This window comes from Candidatus Enterococcus moelleringii, assembly GCF_017377575.1.
Classification (GTDB): Bacteria; Bacillota; Bacilli; order Lactobacillales; family Enterococcaceae; genus Enterococcus_A; species Enterococcus_A moelleringii.
Genome location: NZ_JAFREM010000011.1, coordinates 141691 through 158032, shown reverse-complemented (window position 1 = coordinate 158032; position 16342 = coordinate 141691). Strand labels below are relative to the sequence as shown.

Below are 16342 nucleotides of genomic sequence, written 5' to 3'. Positions count from 1 at the left end.
TTTTCTTTAATTCAAGGATAAATTTCAACTTTGATATCATACCGAAAAATTATTTGATTGCAAACACTTATTTTAGAATTAGTGTTTTTTTTAACACATTTTGCTGTCTAGCTATTTTGTCAGTCGGCTTTTCTAACTGTTTTAGCCGAGCAACTTCTTTCTGTCTCGTAATTACTTTTTTAGGGATTTATTGGTCCCATAATATAAGTACGCAAAAAAAAGCCTTTTATTTTTTCAAATCACAAAAAAAGCCAGAGAATCCATCACAGATTCTCTGGCTTTATTCGTATAGTTTAAATTTCTTCTGGATCAATTTCTGGTGCTTTGTGGAACTTATGCCTAGGATTCGATTAGCCCTATGTTCAATTTTCGAGGGTATGCTTATTGAGGCCCATTAATTCAGATGTCAGGTTTCTGGAATTCAAACAACTCATAGAATTTCATCGTGAGAACCCGTCCTCGTTAAGGTTAAAATCAATTCGTTTTCGTCTATTCGATAAATTAACAGCCAATCTTTTTGAATATGTAGTTCCCGGTAACCTTGCCAATTCCCCACCAATGAATGATCCTTATACTTTCTAATAAGGGTCTCTTTTTCCTGAGCAACAATCAAACTCACTGCCACTTTCAACTTGTGCATGTCGTAATGTTTTTTCTTAATACGTTTGAAGTCACGTTTGAAGGTAGGAGTCTCTCTAATCCTCAGCATTTGCTTTCTCCCACCACTCTTCAACACTAGAAAAAGTTTCGCCTTCACCGCTTTCTGCTTGTTTCCTTGCAAGAACACTGTCAGGATTTTCTAAATGAGGTTGGAAGGGGAAGGCCCCGTCTCTTACAGACTGCTTGAAGAAAATTGTTACAGCGGTCGTCAAATCCATCCCCAGTTCTGAATAAACTTCTTTTACCTGCTCTTTTAGCTTCTCATCAATTCGAATATTTAATCTTGAAGTAGCCATCATACACACTTCCTTTCATTTCATATTATATCATCTAGTAACGCCAACGACAATACGATAGCGTTACAAAAAAAGCCAGAGAATCCATCACAGATTCTCTGACTTTATTCGTATAGTTTAAATTTCTTCTGGATCAATTTCTGGTGCTTTGTGGAACTTGATTAACTCATTAATGATAATTGGTACGAATGACAGCACAATAGCTACCATCCAATGAGTCAAACCAATTGGCACTAGGTTGAATAATCCTTGAGTGACTGGTACTAAAGCAATCACGGTAGTAATGGCAATCGCTAGGAAGGCCATTTGTGCTAATGATTTATTGGTTAACAGGTTGACTTGGAAGATCGATTTGCTGCTGCGTACGTTAAAGACGTGCAGGATCGATGAGTAAGCCAATACGATAAAGGCTACTGTTTGACCAACTTCAATACTTGGTGCGATCCAATGGCTTGCGTTGTCGACAAAAGCGCCAACGTAAAAACCGATCAAGGTGACAATCGTGAAGATCGTTGCATTTAACGCAATCTTCTGCCACAATCCACGGGCAAAAATACCTTCATCATGAGGAATCGGCTTTTCGTCCATGATGCCTTTTTCAGCTGGTTCACGACCTAAGGCGAAGCCTGGCAGGCCATCGGCAACGACGTTTACGTACAATAGCTGAACGGCGGTAAATGGTGCGCCCCAGCCTAACAGCATCGCAATCAATACGATAAAGATCTCTGAGATATTACAGCTTAATAGGAAGTTAATCGCTTTGCGGATGTTTTGATAAACTGAACGTCCACGAGCTACTGCATCAACAATCGTAGCAAAGTTGTCATCGGTTAAGACCATATCGGCGGCACCTTTGGCAACATCAGTACCAGTGATCCCCATGGCTGCTCCGACGTCACTAGCTTTCAGCGCAGGGGCATCGTTGACCCCGTCACCCGTCATAGCAACGACCGCGCCACTTCTTTGCCAAGCTTTTACGATGCGGATCTTGTCTTCTGGTGTTACTCGGGCATAAACCGATAATTCTCTGACTTGTTCATCCAGTTCTTCATCCGACATCTTCTTCAGCTGCGCTCCGGAAATGGCTTCCTTGCGCGAAGACATGATACCTAGTTCTTTAGCAATGGCTCCAGCTGTCACCACATGGTCTCCGGTGATCATAACTGTCTTGATACCGGCTTTTTTCGCCCGGGCAATGGCTGATTTGGATTCTGGACGCGGTGGATCAATCATACCGATTAAGCCCATCAGGTGCAGATTCTTTTCCAATGCTTCTGAAGTAATTTCTTTTGGTTCTTCGTCATGAATAGCATAACCGACTGCGATAACGCGCAGGGCTTTTTTACCAAAACGGTCATTCACGACAGCGGCTTGATCGACATCGCCATAATGGAACTTCGGCAATAGCACATCGAAAGCCCCTTTTGTAATAGACATGTATTTCTTCCCACGTTTATGAACAGTGGTCATCATTTTACGATCGGAATCGAAAGGAATTTCACCAATCCGAGGATATTTTTCTTCCAGCTCGGCTTTGGTATGGTAGTTTTCCTCCACGGCGCGAACAATTGCAGCCTCGGTGGGATTTCCTTTAATGACTATCTCGTTGTCTTCTTTTTCTACAATTACGTCACTGTTAAGAGCGGCGATACTCAGGACTTCCATCGCTTCATCCGTCATACCTTCTTCGGTATCAACCACGGAATCTCCCCGGGTCCACACACGACGGACACGCATTCTGTTTTGCGTAAGGGTACCAGTCTTGTCCGACAAAATGACATCGGCAGAACCTAATGTTTCAACTGCGGGTAGTTTTCGAATAATGGCATTTTTCTTGGCCATTTTTTGAACCCCATAAGCGAGGGTTAAGGTGACGATAACTGTCAGGGTTTCTGGTACAGCGGCAACGGCTAGTGATACTGAGGTGATGAACATCTCAAGGACTGGTTCACCTTGTAGCTCACCAATAACAAATACAAGTGCTGCTGCCATTAAAGCGATGATACTGATGCGTTTACCTAGTTGGTTTAAACGTATCTGCAGCGGTGTTTTTTGCGTGTGATCTTGGTTTAGCAGGTCGGCAATTTTACCCATCTCGGTCTGCATACCAGTAGCTGTAACGACTGCTTTGCCGCGGCCGTTTACAACGGTTGAACCTTTATAAATCATGTTTAAACGATCGCCGAGGGAATCATCTTCCTGGGTTTCGTACATGGAGTCCTTCATAACCGGCTCACTTTCACCTGTTAGTCCAGATTCTTCTACTCTTAGTTGGGAATCCTCAATGATGCGGGCGTCTGCCGTAATCAATGCGCCGGATTCCAATAGAACAATATCCCCGGGTACAAGTTCTTCTGCGTCAATTTCTTCTACTTTTCCATCACGCAGGACTTGTGAGGTTTGTTTGTTCATGTCTTGTAAGGCAGATAGTGCTTTTTCTGCGTTTCCTTCTTGTACAATCGACAATACGGCGTTGATTACAACAATGGCTATGATTAAGAAACTTTCAAAATAATCACCGTGATCCGTGGCTATTGCAGTGTACAAAGAAATGACCGCGGCCACTAATAAGATAATGGTCGTGAAGTCTGATAAGCTGCGGAAAAACTTTTTCGCAACCGATTCTTTCTTGGCTTCCTCGAATTTATTTTTACCGTTATTTTTAAGTCGTTGATCAACCTCTTGTGCTGATAGACCATTATCAAAATCAGTAGTAAATTCCTCTTTTATTTCGTCAATCGTCTTCTTGTATGGTTCCATCCTATTCCTCCTTTGCGTTATAAAAAACCGCTCTCTCTATTTACTATAACATGATTTTCGCCGATAATTCAAAGGATTCAACTCGGGAAACGGTCAAAAAGTAACAAGGAATTTTTTTAAAATAATTGTATGTAAACGCTTCCCAAAAGTGCGAATATATGCTATTATATGGGTGTAAGGAAGGAGGACATTTGTTAGTCGGAGAATTTCTCGATAGTTAGTAGAAGAAATATAAACAATAAAGTTGTAAGTAATACCAGATTCACCAACAAAGCAGTAAAAGAAGTATGTGTAGAGTATTTCCTTTATAAATAGTGAATGCGTATCAGCAGTTGAGTAAAAGAATCAAAATAAAGTAGTAAAGATACGTAAGAAAATGATCTTTAGTAAAACTGAATAGTGTGAAAAAAGTAATATAAGCAAGATTTATGTTTATCATCTAGAAATTCAAAAAAATACTTTACATGTATTAGCAAGTAAAGAAAAAATAAGTATCATCCGAATAACAAATCCTTCCGAGTCAACACAAAGCCAGGCAGTCGAGAGCCTGGCTTTTTCTTTGCGTCTAGAATTTTGAAATGCTTAGCGGTAGAAGTTGATACACGTAAAAAAGAAGGCATGGATGAGGGTCCATGCCTTCTTTTGGGGAATTTTATTCTCTGCCATGTTTCATGGCGAAGAATAATCAAGCATCAGAAAAACAGTCATTCGTGGCTGCATTTTTCTTCAATCAACTGCTACCGCGTCTTAATTCCCAAATCATTCAACCCGTAGTCCCAGCTGTAAGGCTGGAAATCTGACTGAGTCGGTGTAATGTAAATGGTCAGCCATTTTTCGTACACACCATCTGCGAAATTATATTGATACTCTCCAGTCTGAAGAGTAGGTGTGGCTAAGGAATGAGCTTCCTCTGTGTCAGTCACAATATAGCCATGATTCTTGTAATAAGCTGGGATGATCGGCTGAAACTTCAGCAAACTGTCTACTTTAGGCTTCTCCATATCAATCACAATCTTCGCAAAATCGGCTTGCTCTTGAGTTCCGGTGTCCGTTAGTTCATAGCCGCTAGGATAACGAGTATCGTATTTCAGAGTATCCGTGTTGACTATCTTAGCATATCCTTCAGTTGGCTGAACCAGCTTTTCTTTGCCTTCAGTTGTCGTCGCTACCATCTGCCGCACATGCAGAGTAACTCTGACTTGTTCTACTGTATAGATCGTGGCTGCTTTGAAGGTAGCATCCTTATACGTTACATCTGTTACAGGGTTACGATTACCGGTTGCCGTATGGGTTGCTTCTAGTCCAGCAGCATCAAAGTCTTCTGGATAGGCTTCAGCAGTATCCTCTAAAAAGATTTGAACCTTGTCATCCTTATTGAAGGTATTAGCCAGCTGATGACTCCATTCACCATTTCCGTTGGCAGCTCCAGCTGCAGTGACAGAACCGCCATTGACTGATATAAATACCTTAGAATTCGGCTCTAATCCGATAGCCTCTAATGTTTGATCCGTCGTGGTAATCCTATTTTTTACCAGCTTAATCGGTTCTGGCGGCGTTACATCAATGACCTTGGTCCTGCTCACTTCGCCTTGCCAGGTTTTTCCACGAAGAGCGCTTCCTTGCATTTCTTCCGTAGCTTTTTGGAATTCCGTATCGGTATATTTCGCATACCCGTCATTTCCAGTTTCGATCGGGGTTCGAGTATTATTCAGCGTATCAGTGAAAGAAACATTCGCTTGGCCTGCTTTTGCCCAGTTAGTGGTCATAATTGCTACCCCATTTTTGTCAAACTGGCCCGTCGGTATCATCCCCAAGCTGACCCTTGCCTGATAGGTCTTATTAGCATCGGTAACATAATCCCAGATTAGTTCTGGCGCTACGTTCAGCCCGTTGATCCGCCTAAAGCCACTTGTATTTAGCGTACTTGCCAGGTCAGGATCGCTTGAGGTGACACTAGTACCCTCAATCGACAAGTTTTCTACCCTTTCATAACTATAGTTAGCTGGATTCGCTAAATCAGCTGAGTTTATCCAAGTGTTAATATCACTGTTCTTAATTCTAAAGGTATTGTTATTACTGGTATTTATGAAGGTATACCCGCGATTATTGCGAATTTCAAACATTTTAGGTTTGTCAAGCTCAAATAGACAGCCATTTCCATTCATGGAAATAATACCATCATTCCTAGTTCCCAAAGTAGCTCCCGTAGCTCCATAAATATAAACCTCGGCTCCCTCCTCGGCCTTAAACTGCATATTAGGGGAAATACCGTTATTTTCATAATCCAACCTCACAACGGACCCATTTCCACGGGAGAGCAAATTGACATGGGAATTTTTTTTGGCGATAAACTGCTTTTGACTGTAACGATTCGTTCCTCCAAGGGGTGTCGAGTCAGCATTGGAAACAGCTCTTCCCATCATATTTGCGTTGTAATAGGCCCCTTCACCGACAGTAATTGTGGAATAGTGGGCATAAATGGCTGGAAAACTCGTCCCAGTATACGTATTTCGTAAATAAACAAAAGAATTATCACCGATGGTAAATTCGCCATTAATCCCTGTCGTACCATCCCTTTGCCGATCCACAAACCACACCACTGAATAGTCCAATTTACAGTTCGTTCCATTATACACCGTGTTAGGCTCAACTACCATGCTGCCTAGATAAAAATTCTCTGACCCGGTAACAAGAGTGTTATGCCCATACATCGTTACCTCCGCCTGATTCACGCGGGCGAAACGTCCGCCAATTGAAGAATAGCTCCTGTTATTCCCCTCATATTTAGAAGCATCATAGTCAGTGGACACATTGCCAAATCGGAAATACCATTGTCCCCGATCAGTCAGATTATTCACATAGTCTCCCGTACCGCCGATGAAGGACCAGTAGTTAGCTCCTTCAGTCGTAGCATAGGAATTTTGTGTTGCGGCAATTAAATCATGCAAGTGAAACACTCGAGAAGAGTCCGTAGGTGCACCGACTCCTAAATTTCTGTGATACAGCAACAGCTTGTGTCCCCCACCATCAATTTCAATGGATTTCCTTCGGTTATGAACTAAACCTGACCCAGTAGTTGGTGAACTAATATTATTTAACATAATAATCTTAGTAACAGTCTCGTCCTTGTAGGCTTGAACGAACTTATTGTAAGTATCAACCGTAACTACGTTCGTACTTGGATCAAACCCATGACTCGCATGGTATTCATCACTAGCTGCACGATAGCTGTCTTCGTAAAGTGCCTTGTGTTCAGCAAGGGACAGTTCGCCAATAATTTTCTCTCCAGCTGCTTCAACCTTCTGCGGCTCAACTGTGGAATTAACTACCCCAGCAAAAACTGCCCCCACCAAAGCCACCAATAAGAGAACCCCTACTACTTTATTCTTGAGTTTTAATCTCATTTCTTTTTAATCACCCTTTCCATACAACGCCTAAATTAAAGAATCTCGGACCCAAAATCTAAATTCTACAGAAATAAAGTTTTTTCCGAAATTATTATATTACTTAAAAATAATAATATCTCCACCTTTTTTCATAGCTAATACTATATATGGTTATAAGGTCGTCATCTTATTGTTAAGTTTAACATTTTTTCTTTTTTGTTTCTATATTTATTGAATAAAAAAACCCAAAAGAGGAGAATCACTCCCTTTTAGGTTTTTGGTCTGAAATTAAACTGATGTTGGTTTTAGGAAATTTAGTACTTTCTCCATCTAGATTTAGTGTTTCTACTAATTGCTTCGTATTACCACCAGTCTGCGAAATACTTTCTTTCAGGATTTATTTCTATCTTTAATACTTAAAAGAACTAACCTGTCCCACTTCTTCAAATCCTGCCATCCGGCCTTCACCTTCAAATAGCTGTTTGTCTCCTTCAACTAAGCGAATGTTGATAGTTGTATTGGCATTCTCCCGGATAATTCGGTTCATTTCGCCTTGGCTTGGCGCCATTAAATCATGACCCGCTTGACTGTCCACGGCTATTTTTAGTTCCAAATTTTTTTGTCTAAGCCGAATGACTAACTGGTCCTTTTCCCGGGTGATGGATTCAACTTTTCCTCCATTATAAGTCGCAATTCGATATTCCTTGCCAGCAAGGTTCAGCACACAGATCAACCCTAAAAACTCAAAGCCAACAAAGGGGATGTCTGCCAATGAAAAGAAAAACTGAACATCCGGTTGCTGAAACTCATTGGATTGGGACCAAATATAGGCTTTGGGAAATGAGGTGCCCCAGTCTTTTTCGATATATCCAGTTCCGCTAGAAAAATCGATCACTTGCTGATTCAAGTTGAGACTCCCTTGAAGCGAATGCCCCATACTCAGAATCCCGTGATAGCATTCCATAAAGCTTAAGTAAGAAAAAGGCCCCATAATACTTGGGGAAAATTTACTGCGTTGGATTGGGGAAAATGGTCCATACGTAATTTGACCGGAAATAGACAAGTTTTCTTCCTCATCCTGAATATCCAACGAAATGCCTTCTTCGCTAAATGTATTGTTTCCAATGCGCACATCAAAACGGTCTTCTTCAGCAAAGAATTCACTTTCGTCAAAATGAAGCATATGGGAACTTTCATCATGGATGATTTGGATAAAGGGGTGTTTGCTTCCGTTCTTTTCAATCGAAATCCCGGGAATAAAAGCATAGGTATGTTGGTCTATTTGGTGTTTCAAGTACCAGCCTTCAAAGAAAGAATGCTGCTTTTTTTCTCCGTGATAACTGATATCGGTTGTTAATGTCATTCCTTCGTCACCCTTTCAACTAAATGTTTCCTATATATTCATTATAGGGAACAGCTGAAAAAGTAGCGAAGAATCGGCTTTTTCAATGTACGCAAAAAAGCAGGGATTTTCCTTTATTTCGAAAAATCCCTGCCTAACTATCTTAATTCCTGAGTAGCGGTAACCTATTTGACGAACATCGCATCGCCAAAACTAAAGAAGCGGTAACGCTCTTCAATCGCATGGTGATAAGCCGCCAAAGTCTCTTCCCGACCGGCAAAAGCACTCACCAGCATCACTAAGGTTGATTTTGGCAGATGGAAATTGGTGGAGAAGGCTTGGACGATTTTAAATTCATACCCTGGGGTAATGAAGATATCAGTCCAGCCGCTGTCCGCTTTAATTTCACCATCAAATTTAGTCCCAATTGTTTCTAAGGTCCGAATCGAAGTGGTTCCTACAGCGACGATCTTGCCACCCGTTTCTCTTACCGCATTCAACTGATCAGCAGCTTCTTGCGTCAGACGGTAAAATTCACTGTGCATCTCGTGTTCAGCAATATTATCAACACTGACTGGGCGGAAGGTTCCTAGACCCACATGCAACGTTAAATAAACCAGCTTAATGCCTTTAGCTTCAATCGCTTGCAGCAATTCCGGTGTAAAATGCAAGCCCGCGGTTGGTGCTGCGGCTGAGCCGTTTTCCTTAGCATAAACGGTTTGGTAACGATCTGGATCTTCTAAGCGTTCCTTGATGTAAGGCGGTAAAGGCATTTCTCCCAATGACTCTAGGTTCTCCAGAAAAATCCCTTCATATTGAAACTCAACGATTCGTCCGCCGTGATCCAGCTCTTCTTTTACCACAGCCTTCAAACGACCGTCCCCAAAGACGATCTTTGTGCCGGTTTTTGCCCGGCGTGCGGGTTTAATCAAGGTTTCCCATTGGTCCCCTTGGGTATTATTCAATAGAAGGACTTCTACGTGTCCGCCGGTTTCCGGCTTTTCACCATATAAACGAGCGGGCAATACGCGAGTATCGTTCATCACCAAGGCATCCCCTGGTGATAATTCATCAATAATGTCATGGAAATGCTTGTCTTCGATGGCACCGGTTTGGCGGTCCAGAATCAGCAAGCGTGAGCTGTCGCGTTTTGACAACGGGGTCTGAGCAATTAATTCTTCTGGTAAATCGAAATCGAAATCTTCAGTTGTTAACATATTTTTCTTCCTTTATTTCTATTATATAGTTCATTTATTTGCCGATTTTTAACTTGCGGCGCATCCTTGGCTATTCTAACACGGAGGCTCATTAATGGAAAGCAGGTTCCTTTGTCTTTTAATAGAAACAAGTTATACTTATTAAAAGTAAGGAGTGAGGTTCATGACCTATTATCATCATGTTTCACTATTAACTAGACATCGGGAAGAAAATGTAAACTTCTATACCAAACTATTAGGCCTGCGCTTTGTGAAGAACACGGTTAATCAAGACAATCATCGCATGCTGCACTATTATTATGGCGACTATCAAGGCTCGCCCGGTTCGGTGATTACCTTCTTCGTCGTGCCTAAGCTGGGGCATCGTTATGACAATAGCAACTATTTAGCGGAAGTCGAATGGAGTCTTCCACAAGGGAGCCTGTTTTATTGGAAAGAACGGCTTCAACAGGAAGAAATTCCCTTTACCGAAAAGGATCAACAGCTGATTTTCCATGATCCAGACGATGTGGAGCTGATTTTTACCGAAACCGATCAACCACCTTTAGCGGAGGATCATCAGGTGGACTCAGATGTGCCCGCCGACAAGCAGCTATTAGGCTTGCGTTCGATTCATTTCCATGTGCCCGATCCTGCTAAGACCAGTCAATTTTTCCAAGAGCTGCTGGATTGGTCCACTGAAAATGGCGTCATCCAGTTAAGCCCACAGGAATACGTGAAAATCTCGGCAACGGACTCAACCGACAAAACCCATATGGGCCGCGGCAGTATCGATCATGTCGCTTTTGCCGTTAAGGATGACCAAGCCTTGGATGCCCTGCTTCATAAAGCTAGGGAGCAAGAGTGGCATATCGAAAAAATTGTTTCTCGCGGCTACTTCAAAAGCTTGTATATTCGCGAACCCGGCGGTATTCGAGTAGAGTTTGCTACGCTGGAACCTGGATTTACGATCGATGAAGATTTAGCCCATTTAGGCGAAACATTTGCCCTGCCGCCATTTCTAGCAGATCAACGGGAAGAGATCGAAAAGAACATTTATCCTGAAAAATAGTCATTTTTCTTCAATCCTCTAATTTTCGCTGGAGGATTGTTTTTTTATTTTTGGCCCTTATTCCGCTACAGCTTTCACCTCTTCTATGCTTGCTATTACTCACTAAACCCTTTCAAATTAAACGCTCTAGTTATTTTATAACCTTCTTTTTCGACTTTTTTCCGCATTTAATCTCGATATTCCTGACTTCAAATTTGTCTTTTCTTTTTATTTATTGCATACTAGTTATAGCAGTAATGACTAAAAGGACGTAAAGGTGGAAAAATATGATTGAGTTTGAGAATGTGTCAAAAATCTATCCCGGCAATAAAATGGCCGTGGAAAATGTCAACCTTTCCTTCAACAAAGGTGAATTTATTTGTTTAATTGGTACCAGTGGTAGTGGGAAAACTACGACAATGAGAATGATTAATCGAATGATCGATCCCACCGAAGGAACGATTAAAATTGATGGTGAGGATATCCAAAATATTAATCCCGTTGAATTACGCCGCCAAATCGGCTATGTAATTCAAAACATCGGTTTAATGCCCCATATGACCATCCGTGAAAACATTACCCTCGTACAAAAGCTGTTAAAAGTAGACCAAGACAAACGGGACAAAACAGCTGAGCGCATGATTGACTTAGTGGAATTGCCTAGAGATATGCTGGACCGCTACCCGCACGAGCTATCTGGCGGACAACAACAGCGGATCGGTGTGGTGCGTGCACTAGCGGCTGACCAGGACATCATTTTGATGGATGAGCCTTTTGGTGCCCTAGACCCGATTACCCGCGATTCCTTGCAGGATCTAGTGAAGGATTTGCAGGAACGTCTAGGTAAAACGATTGTCTTTGTTACCCACGATATGGATGAAGCGCTAAAATTAGCTAACCGCATCGCCATTATGGATGAAGGCCATGTGATTCAATTTGATACGCCCGAAAATATTTTACGTGAGCCTGCCAACGATTTCGTGGAAGAGCTGTTGGGAGAAGATCGCCTATTGCAGGCAAAATCGGATACTACCACCGTGGGCGAAATTATGATGAACACAGCGGTTTCCATCACTGCGGAAAAGACTTTGCAAAGCGCAGTTCGTCTGATGCGGGAAAAACGGGTAGATACCCTGTTAGTCGTCGACGATACCAATACCTTAAAAGGCTTTGTAGACGTTGAAACAATTGAAAAAGAACGTCGCCGCGGCACCGCAACTAGTGTCGGCGATATCATTAATACCAAAGTCTTCTATGTAAAAGAATCCGCCTTATTGCGCGACAGCTTGCAGCGTATTTTGAAACGCGGTGTGAAATACGTACCAGTAGTGGATGACAACAACCATTTGGTGGGCATTTTGACCCGGGTTTCTTTAGTAGATATTGTCTATGATGCCCTTTGGGGTGAAGAAGACACAGTGATTAGTGCCAATGGAGCGATTACTGCTACGAATGGGGAGGCGTAAGTATGCAGCAATTCATTAACGAATACGGCGGACAGATTATGACCAAAAGCGCCGAGCATATTTATATCTCAGCCTTTGCCTTAATTCTAGGTATTCTGTTTGCGGTGCCTTTAGGAATTTTATTGACCCGCTTGCCCCGAGTAGCTAATGTCGTCATCGGGATTGCCAGCGTATTGCAGACGGTTCCCTCATTGGCTTTGTTAGCTTTGATGATACCCTTCTTTGGTGTTGGGAAAGTGCCGGCAATCATTGCGCTGTTTATCTATTCTTTACTGCCGATTTTGCGTAATACCTATATCGGGATGAAGAATGTCGACCGAAATTATCGCGATGTTGCCCAAGGCATGGGAATGACTAATATGCAGTCGATTATTTCAGTCGAAGTGCCGATTGCGATTCCTACGATTATGGCTGGGATCCGTTTGGCGGCCGTCTATGTAGTCGCTTGGGCAACCTTGGCTTCTTACATCGGTGCCGGCGGCTTAGGGGATTTAATCTTTAGCGGACTGAACAACTTCCAACCGCCATTGATTTTTGCCGGAACAATTCCGGTCATTATAATCGCTTTGCTATCAGATTTCCTGTTGGGCTTTTTGGAAAACAAAATGACCCCGACTGCACTACGAAAGGAGGAGGAGTAGCCTGTGAAAAAAGCCAAATTACTTATTTTAGGGCTCGCGCTGCTTGTACTAAGCAGCTGTTCCTTTCCTGGACTATCGTCAAATGACAACGAAGACACGGTCGCAATTACCGGCGGCGTTACCACTGAAGCACAAATTCTAGGTGGGATTGCTGCTGAGATGGTGGAACATTATACTGATTTGAATGCCACTGTCATCAATAATTTAGCAACGACTACCATTAATCATCAGGCCATGATGAATGGCAACGCCTCAATTTCAGCCGCTCGTTACACCGGGACTGACGTAACCGCGACTTTAGGCTTGCCGGCTGAGAATGATCCTGACAAAGCTTTCGAGATTGTCAGCGACGAGTTCCAGAAACGCTATCAGCAAACCTGGTTCCCTTCTTACGGCTTTGACAACACCTATGTATTCTTAGTTAGTAGAGAAACGGCTGAGCAATACAACTTAACTAAAGTCAGCGATTTAAAAGATGTTGCTGGTGAATTATCCGCTGGCGTGGATACTGCCTGGATCACCCGTGAAGGAGACGGCTACGAAGGCTTTAAGGAAATGTATGGCTTCGAGTTTTCTTCGATCTTGCCAATGCAGATTGGTTTGGTCTATGACGCGGTAGAAGCCGGACGGATGGATATCGTATTGGGTTATTCTACTGACGGCCGGATTGCCAGCTATGACTTGGTGATGTTGGAGGATGATTTACATTTCTTCCCGCCTTATGATGCCGCAGCGGTTGCTACCGATGAAGTTTTGAATAAGAATCCTGACATTCGGGAAGCTTTAAATAAACTAGCTGGAACTATCGATACCGAGCAGATGCAAAAACTAAACTATCGTGCCGACAATGATTTGGTAGAGCCTTCAGTGGTCGCCAAAGAATTCTTAGAAGAGCACAATTACTTTGAAGGGAAGTGAGCGCAATGGAAAACCTGAATACTTTTCAACAATTCATTGAGTATTTTCAAGTGAATGGCGGCTATGTCTTCTCACAATTCTATCGCCACTTCTTGATTTCAATTTACGGCGTGCTGTTTGCAGGAATTGTCGGGATTCCCATCGGGATCTTTATCTCTAAACACTACAAATTAGCCAACTGGGTAATTCGGATTGCCAATATTATCCAAACCATCCCCTCACTGGCGATGATTTCTATTTTGATGTTGGGTATGGGGTTAGGTGCCAACGTGGTTATCCTGACGGTCTTTCTTTATTCTTTATTGCCGATTATCAAGAACACTTACACTGGCATGCGGCAAGTCGATCGCAATGCCCTAGATGTCGGAAAAGGAATGGGCATGACCTCCTTCCAGCGGCTTTACATGATCGAACTTCCTCTGTCTGTATCAGTCATCATGGCAGGGATTCGAAATGCACTAGTGGTTGCAATTGGGATCACAGCAATCGGTGCCTTCGTCGGGGCTGGCGGCTTGGGTGACATTATCATCCGCGGAACCAATGCCACTGATGGAACAGCGATTATCTTAGCCGGCGCTTTACCTACTGCTTTAATGGCTATCATCACCGACTGGCTGTTAGGCTTAGTGGAAAAACGCCTAGATCCAGCGACTAAAACGAGTAAATAATAAAAGCTTCGCAAACTCATTTCCAGCGCTAAAGCTGAAAAAGTTTGCGAAGCTTCTTTTATTTCTTCAAATGATAATTATAGGTACTAATTACGATATCATCACGATACGACAAGCGCAGACGTAACCGTAAAGCAGTTTGGTTATGCAGCGAAAGCTTCCAAGCCTTGTTCGGTACAAATTCAGGAATCAAGACAGTCGTCGTATAATTGTATGTTTTCGACTTCTTGCTTACTCGATCCACATAACGAGCCACCGGATTAACGATTGAACGATACGGCGAACGGACTACCGAGAAGCGAACATCCGGGAATTTTTCTTTAAATTCTCGCTGGATCTCTTTTTCCTTCTCGGAATTTTCATCCAAGGAAACGTGCATCGCAATCACATAATCTCCGATAGAACGAGCATAATTAATGGCGCCGATATTCACTTGGGTAACATTCCCAACCAGCACAATCACGGTGTTGCCATCATACTCATGCAGCTCTACCTCGTCAGCCAGACGCAATTGTTCTGCGACATTTTGATAATGTTGATGAATTTTGTAAAAGACAAAAATCAAAATCGGCATAATAATGAAGAACGGCCAAATATCATTCAAGCGATAAATGAACAGGATTACCACGATGGAGAAGGAAATCAAGGCACCAATAATGTTGGCGATCGATTTTCTTAACCAAGGGCCGCCTTCACTGTACCACTTCTTCACCATCCCGGTTTGCGATAAAGTGAATGGGATGAATACACCCACTGAATACAGCGGAATCAACCGTTCCGTTGAGCCTTGGAAAATCAGCAGCAGTACAATTGAACCTAGCGCCAAGGTAATGATCCCGTTAGAGTAGCCTAACCGATCCCCACGATCTTGATAGCGGTGAGGTAAGAATTTATCCTTGGCTAAATTGTAGGCTAAAACCGGAAAAGCTGAAAATCCCGTGTTGGCCGCAACTGCTAGGATCAATGCCGTAGCAAACTGCATCACATAGTACATAATCCCGTTACCAAAGACCGCTTCTCCGACTTGAGACAAGACCGTCACCTGCTCAGAAGGAACAATCCCAAACCAGTAGTTCAAGAAAGTAATCCCTGTGAAGAAGAAGGCCAGGATGATTCCCATCATTGCTAACGTCCCAGCAGCATTTTTAGCCCGCGGCTTTTTGAAAAACGGCACCGCATTACTGATGGCTTCCACCCCAGTTAAGGAAGAAGAACCCGATGAGAAAGCCCGCAGCAAGAGTGCGATACTAATCCCCGGCACAAACGATCCTACTTGCGCTGTTGCCTGAATCGGTGCCATTCCGGTGGCAATTTTGAACAATCCAACAACAATTAAAACAGTCATAATAGCAATAAACAAATAAACCGGAAATACCAAAAATCCCGCTGATTCCCGCAAGCCTCGCAGGTTCATCAGCATCAACAGCAACACAATCACTACTGCAATCAGCACTCGATGGTTGTACAGGGCTGGGATTGCCGATGCAATCGCCTCAGCCCCAGCCGAGACAGACACGGCGACCGTCAGCATATAATCCACCAAGAGGGACCCGCCAGACACTAGCCCAGCACCTTTACCTAGATTCTCACTACTGACGACATAAGCGCCCCCACCGTGAGGATAAGCATGGATAATTTGCCGATAAGAAAAAATCAGCGAAGCCAATAAAACTAAGACCACCGCAGCAATTGGTAAGGAATACCAGATAGCCGCAGCCGATAGGGTCATCAATACAACAACGATCTGTTCCGTCCCATACGCCACTGATGACAAGGCATCCGAAGACAATAATGCCAACGCCGCAAAACGGGACAAGCTTTGTTCATCGTTTTCTGATGATTTTAAGGGTCGCCCTACCAACAACCGTTTTAAATAATTCACTCTGTTCAGCTCCTAACTCATATTAAGGGATTAATTTTTCTTGAGGAAAAATTAGTTCGATTTTCGTACGTGTACC

Annotated in this window: 12 protein-coding genes; 5 read left to right on the top strand and 7 right to left on the bottom strand. The window is 42.9% G+C overall.

What is annotated here, in order from left to right; genetic code table 11:
- Nucleotides 1-430 precede the first annotated feature (430 nt).
- The 6 genes from JZO70_RS06945 to queA form a co-directional block, all read right to left on the bottom strand.
- Nucleotides 431-709: a type II toxin-antitoxin system RelE/ParE family toxin gene (locus JZO70_RS06945; RefSeq protein WP_207672815.1), complete on the bottom strand. Its 279-nt coding sequence runs from the start codon at nucleotides 707-709 to the stop codon at nucleotides 431-433.
- Nucleotides 696-956 carry a type II toxin-antitoxin system RelB/DinJ family antitoxin gene (locus JZO70_RS06940; protein WP_207672814.1) on the bottom strand — a complete coding sequence of 87 codons (261 nt, stop codon included), beginning with the start codon at nucleotides 954-956 and terminating at the stop codon, nucleotides 696-698. Before JZO70_RS06940 ends, JZO70_RS06945 begins: the two co-directional genes overlap by 14 nt.
- A gap of 117 nt (nucleotides 957-1073) precedes the next feature.
- Entirely contained in the window at nucleotides 1074-3716 is a 2643-nt protein-coding gene (locus tag JZO70_RS06935; RefSeq protein ID WP_207672813.1) for a calcium-translocating P-type ATPase, PMCA-type, read from the bottom strand.
- A 737-nt stretch (nucleotides 3717-4453) separates the two neighbouring features.
- The gene (locus JZO70_RS06930; protein WP_207672812.1) at nucleotides 4454-7120 is read right to left on the bottom strand and encodes a pectate lyase-like adhesive domain-containing protein; all 2667 of its coding nucleotides are present in this window, start codon (nucleotides 7118-7120) and stop codon (nucleotides 4454-4456) included.
- 391 nt (nucleotides 7121-7511) lie between these two features.
- The gene (locus tag JZO70_RS06925) at nucleotides 7512-8465 is read right to left on the bottom strand and encodes a tocopherol cyclase family protein (protein ID WP_207672811.1); all 954 of its coding nucleotides are present in this window, start codon (nucleotides 8463-8465) and stop codon (nucleotides 7512-7514) included.
- A gap of 164 nt (nucleotides 8466-8629) precedes the next feature.
- Complete coding sequence (gene queA / locus JZO70_RS06920; RefSeq protein WP_207672810.1) at nucleotides 8630-9661, bottom strand: tRNA preQ1(34) S-adenosylmethionine ribosyltransferase-isomerase QueA; 1032 nt, start codon at nucleotides 9659-9661, stop codon at nucleotides 8630-8632.
- A gap of 163 nt (nucleotides 9662-9824) precedes the next feature.
- On the opposite strand from queA, the gene JZO70_RS06915 reads away from it, so the two are divergent.
- From JZO70_RS06915 to JZO70_RS06895, 5 genes are all read left to right on the top strand, one after another.
- Entirely contained in the window at nucleotides 9825-10712 is an 888-nt protein-coding gene (locus JZO70_RS06915) for a VOC family protein (protein WP_207672809.1), read from the top strand.
- Between the two features lie 266 nt (nucleotides 10713-10978).
- Complete coding sequence (locus tag JZO70_RS06910; protein WP_207672808.1) at nucleotides 10979-12157, top strand: betaine/proline/choline family ABC transporter ATP-binding protein; 1179 nt, start codon at nucleotides 10979-10981, stop codon at nucleotides 12155-12157.
- Nucleotides 12158-12159: 2 nt separating this feature from the next.
- Complete coding sequence (locus JZO70_RS06905; protein ID WP_207672807.1) at nucleotides 12160-12798, top strand: ABC transporter permease; 639 nt, start codon at nucleotides 12160-12162, stop codon at nucleotides 12796-12798.
- Nucleotides 12799-12801: 3 nt separating this feature from the next.
- Nucleotides 12802-13716 (top strand): glycine betaine ABC transporter substrate-binding protein, encoded by a 915-nt coding sequence (locus JZO70_RS06900; RefSeq protein WP_207672806.1) that lies wholly within the window; start codon nucleotides 12802-12804, stop codon nucleotides 13714-13716.
- Between the two features lie 5 nt (nucleotides 13717-13721).
- Entirely contained in the window at nucleotides 13722-14384 is a 663-nt protein-coding gene (locus JZO70_RS06895; protein ID WP_207672805.1) for an ABC transporter permease, read from the top strand.
- Between the two features lie 58 nt (nucleotides 14385-14442).
- On the opposite strand, the gene JZO70_RS06890 is transcribed toward JZO70_RS06895, so the two are convergent.
- The gene (locus tag JZO70_RS06890; protein ID WP_207672804.1) at nucleotides 14443-16266 is read right to left on the bottom strand and encodes an amino acid permease; all 1824 of its coding nucleotides are present in this window, start codon (nucleotides 16264-16266) and stop codon (nucleotides 14443-14445) included.
- Nucleotides 16267-16342 lie beyond the last annotated feature (76 nt).

Bases quoted from the DNA above. Each gene is read 5' to 3' on its own strand.
- JZO70_RS06940 (WP_207672814.1), bottom strand. From the start codon at position 956: ATGGCTACTTCAAGATTAAATATTCGAATTGATGAGAAGCTAAAAGAG.
- JZO70_RS06945 (WP_207672815.1), bottom strand. From the start codon at position 709: ATGCTGAGGATTAGAGAGACTCCTACCTTCAAACGTGACTTCAAACGT.
- JZO70_RS06905 (WP_207672807.1), top strand. From the start codon at position 12,160: ATGCAGCAATTCATTAACGAATACGGCGGACAGATTATGACCAAAAGC.
- JZO70_RS06915 (WP_207672809.1), top strand. From the start codon at position 9,825: ATGACCTATTATCATCATGTTTCACTATTAACTAGACATCGGGAAGAA.
- JZO70_RS06930 (WP_207672812.1), bottom strand. From the start codon at position 7,120: ATGAGATTAAAACTCAAGAATAAAGTAGTAGGGGTTCTCTTATTGGTG.
- JZO70_RS06895 (WP_207672805.1), top strand. From the start codon at position 13,722: ATGGAAAACCTGAATACTTTTCAACAATTCATTGAGTATTTTCAAGTG.
- JZO70_RS06935 (WP_207672813.1), bottom strand. From the start codon at position 3,716: ATGGAACCATACAAGAAGACGATTGACGAAATAAAAGAGGAATTTACT.
- JZO70_RS06925 (WP_207672811.1), bottom strand. From the start codon at position 8,465: ATGACATTAACAACCGATATCAGTTATCACGGAGAAAAAAAGCAGCAT.
- queA (WP_207672810.1), bottom strand. From the start codon at position 9,661: ATGTTAACAACTGAAGATTTCGATTTCGATTTACCAGAAGAATTAATT.
- JZO70_RS06910 (WP_207672808.1), top strand. From the start codon at position 10,979: ATGATTGAGTTTGAGAATGTGTCAAAAATCTATCCCGGCAATAAAATG.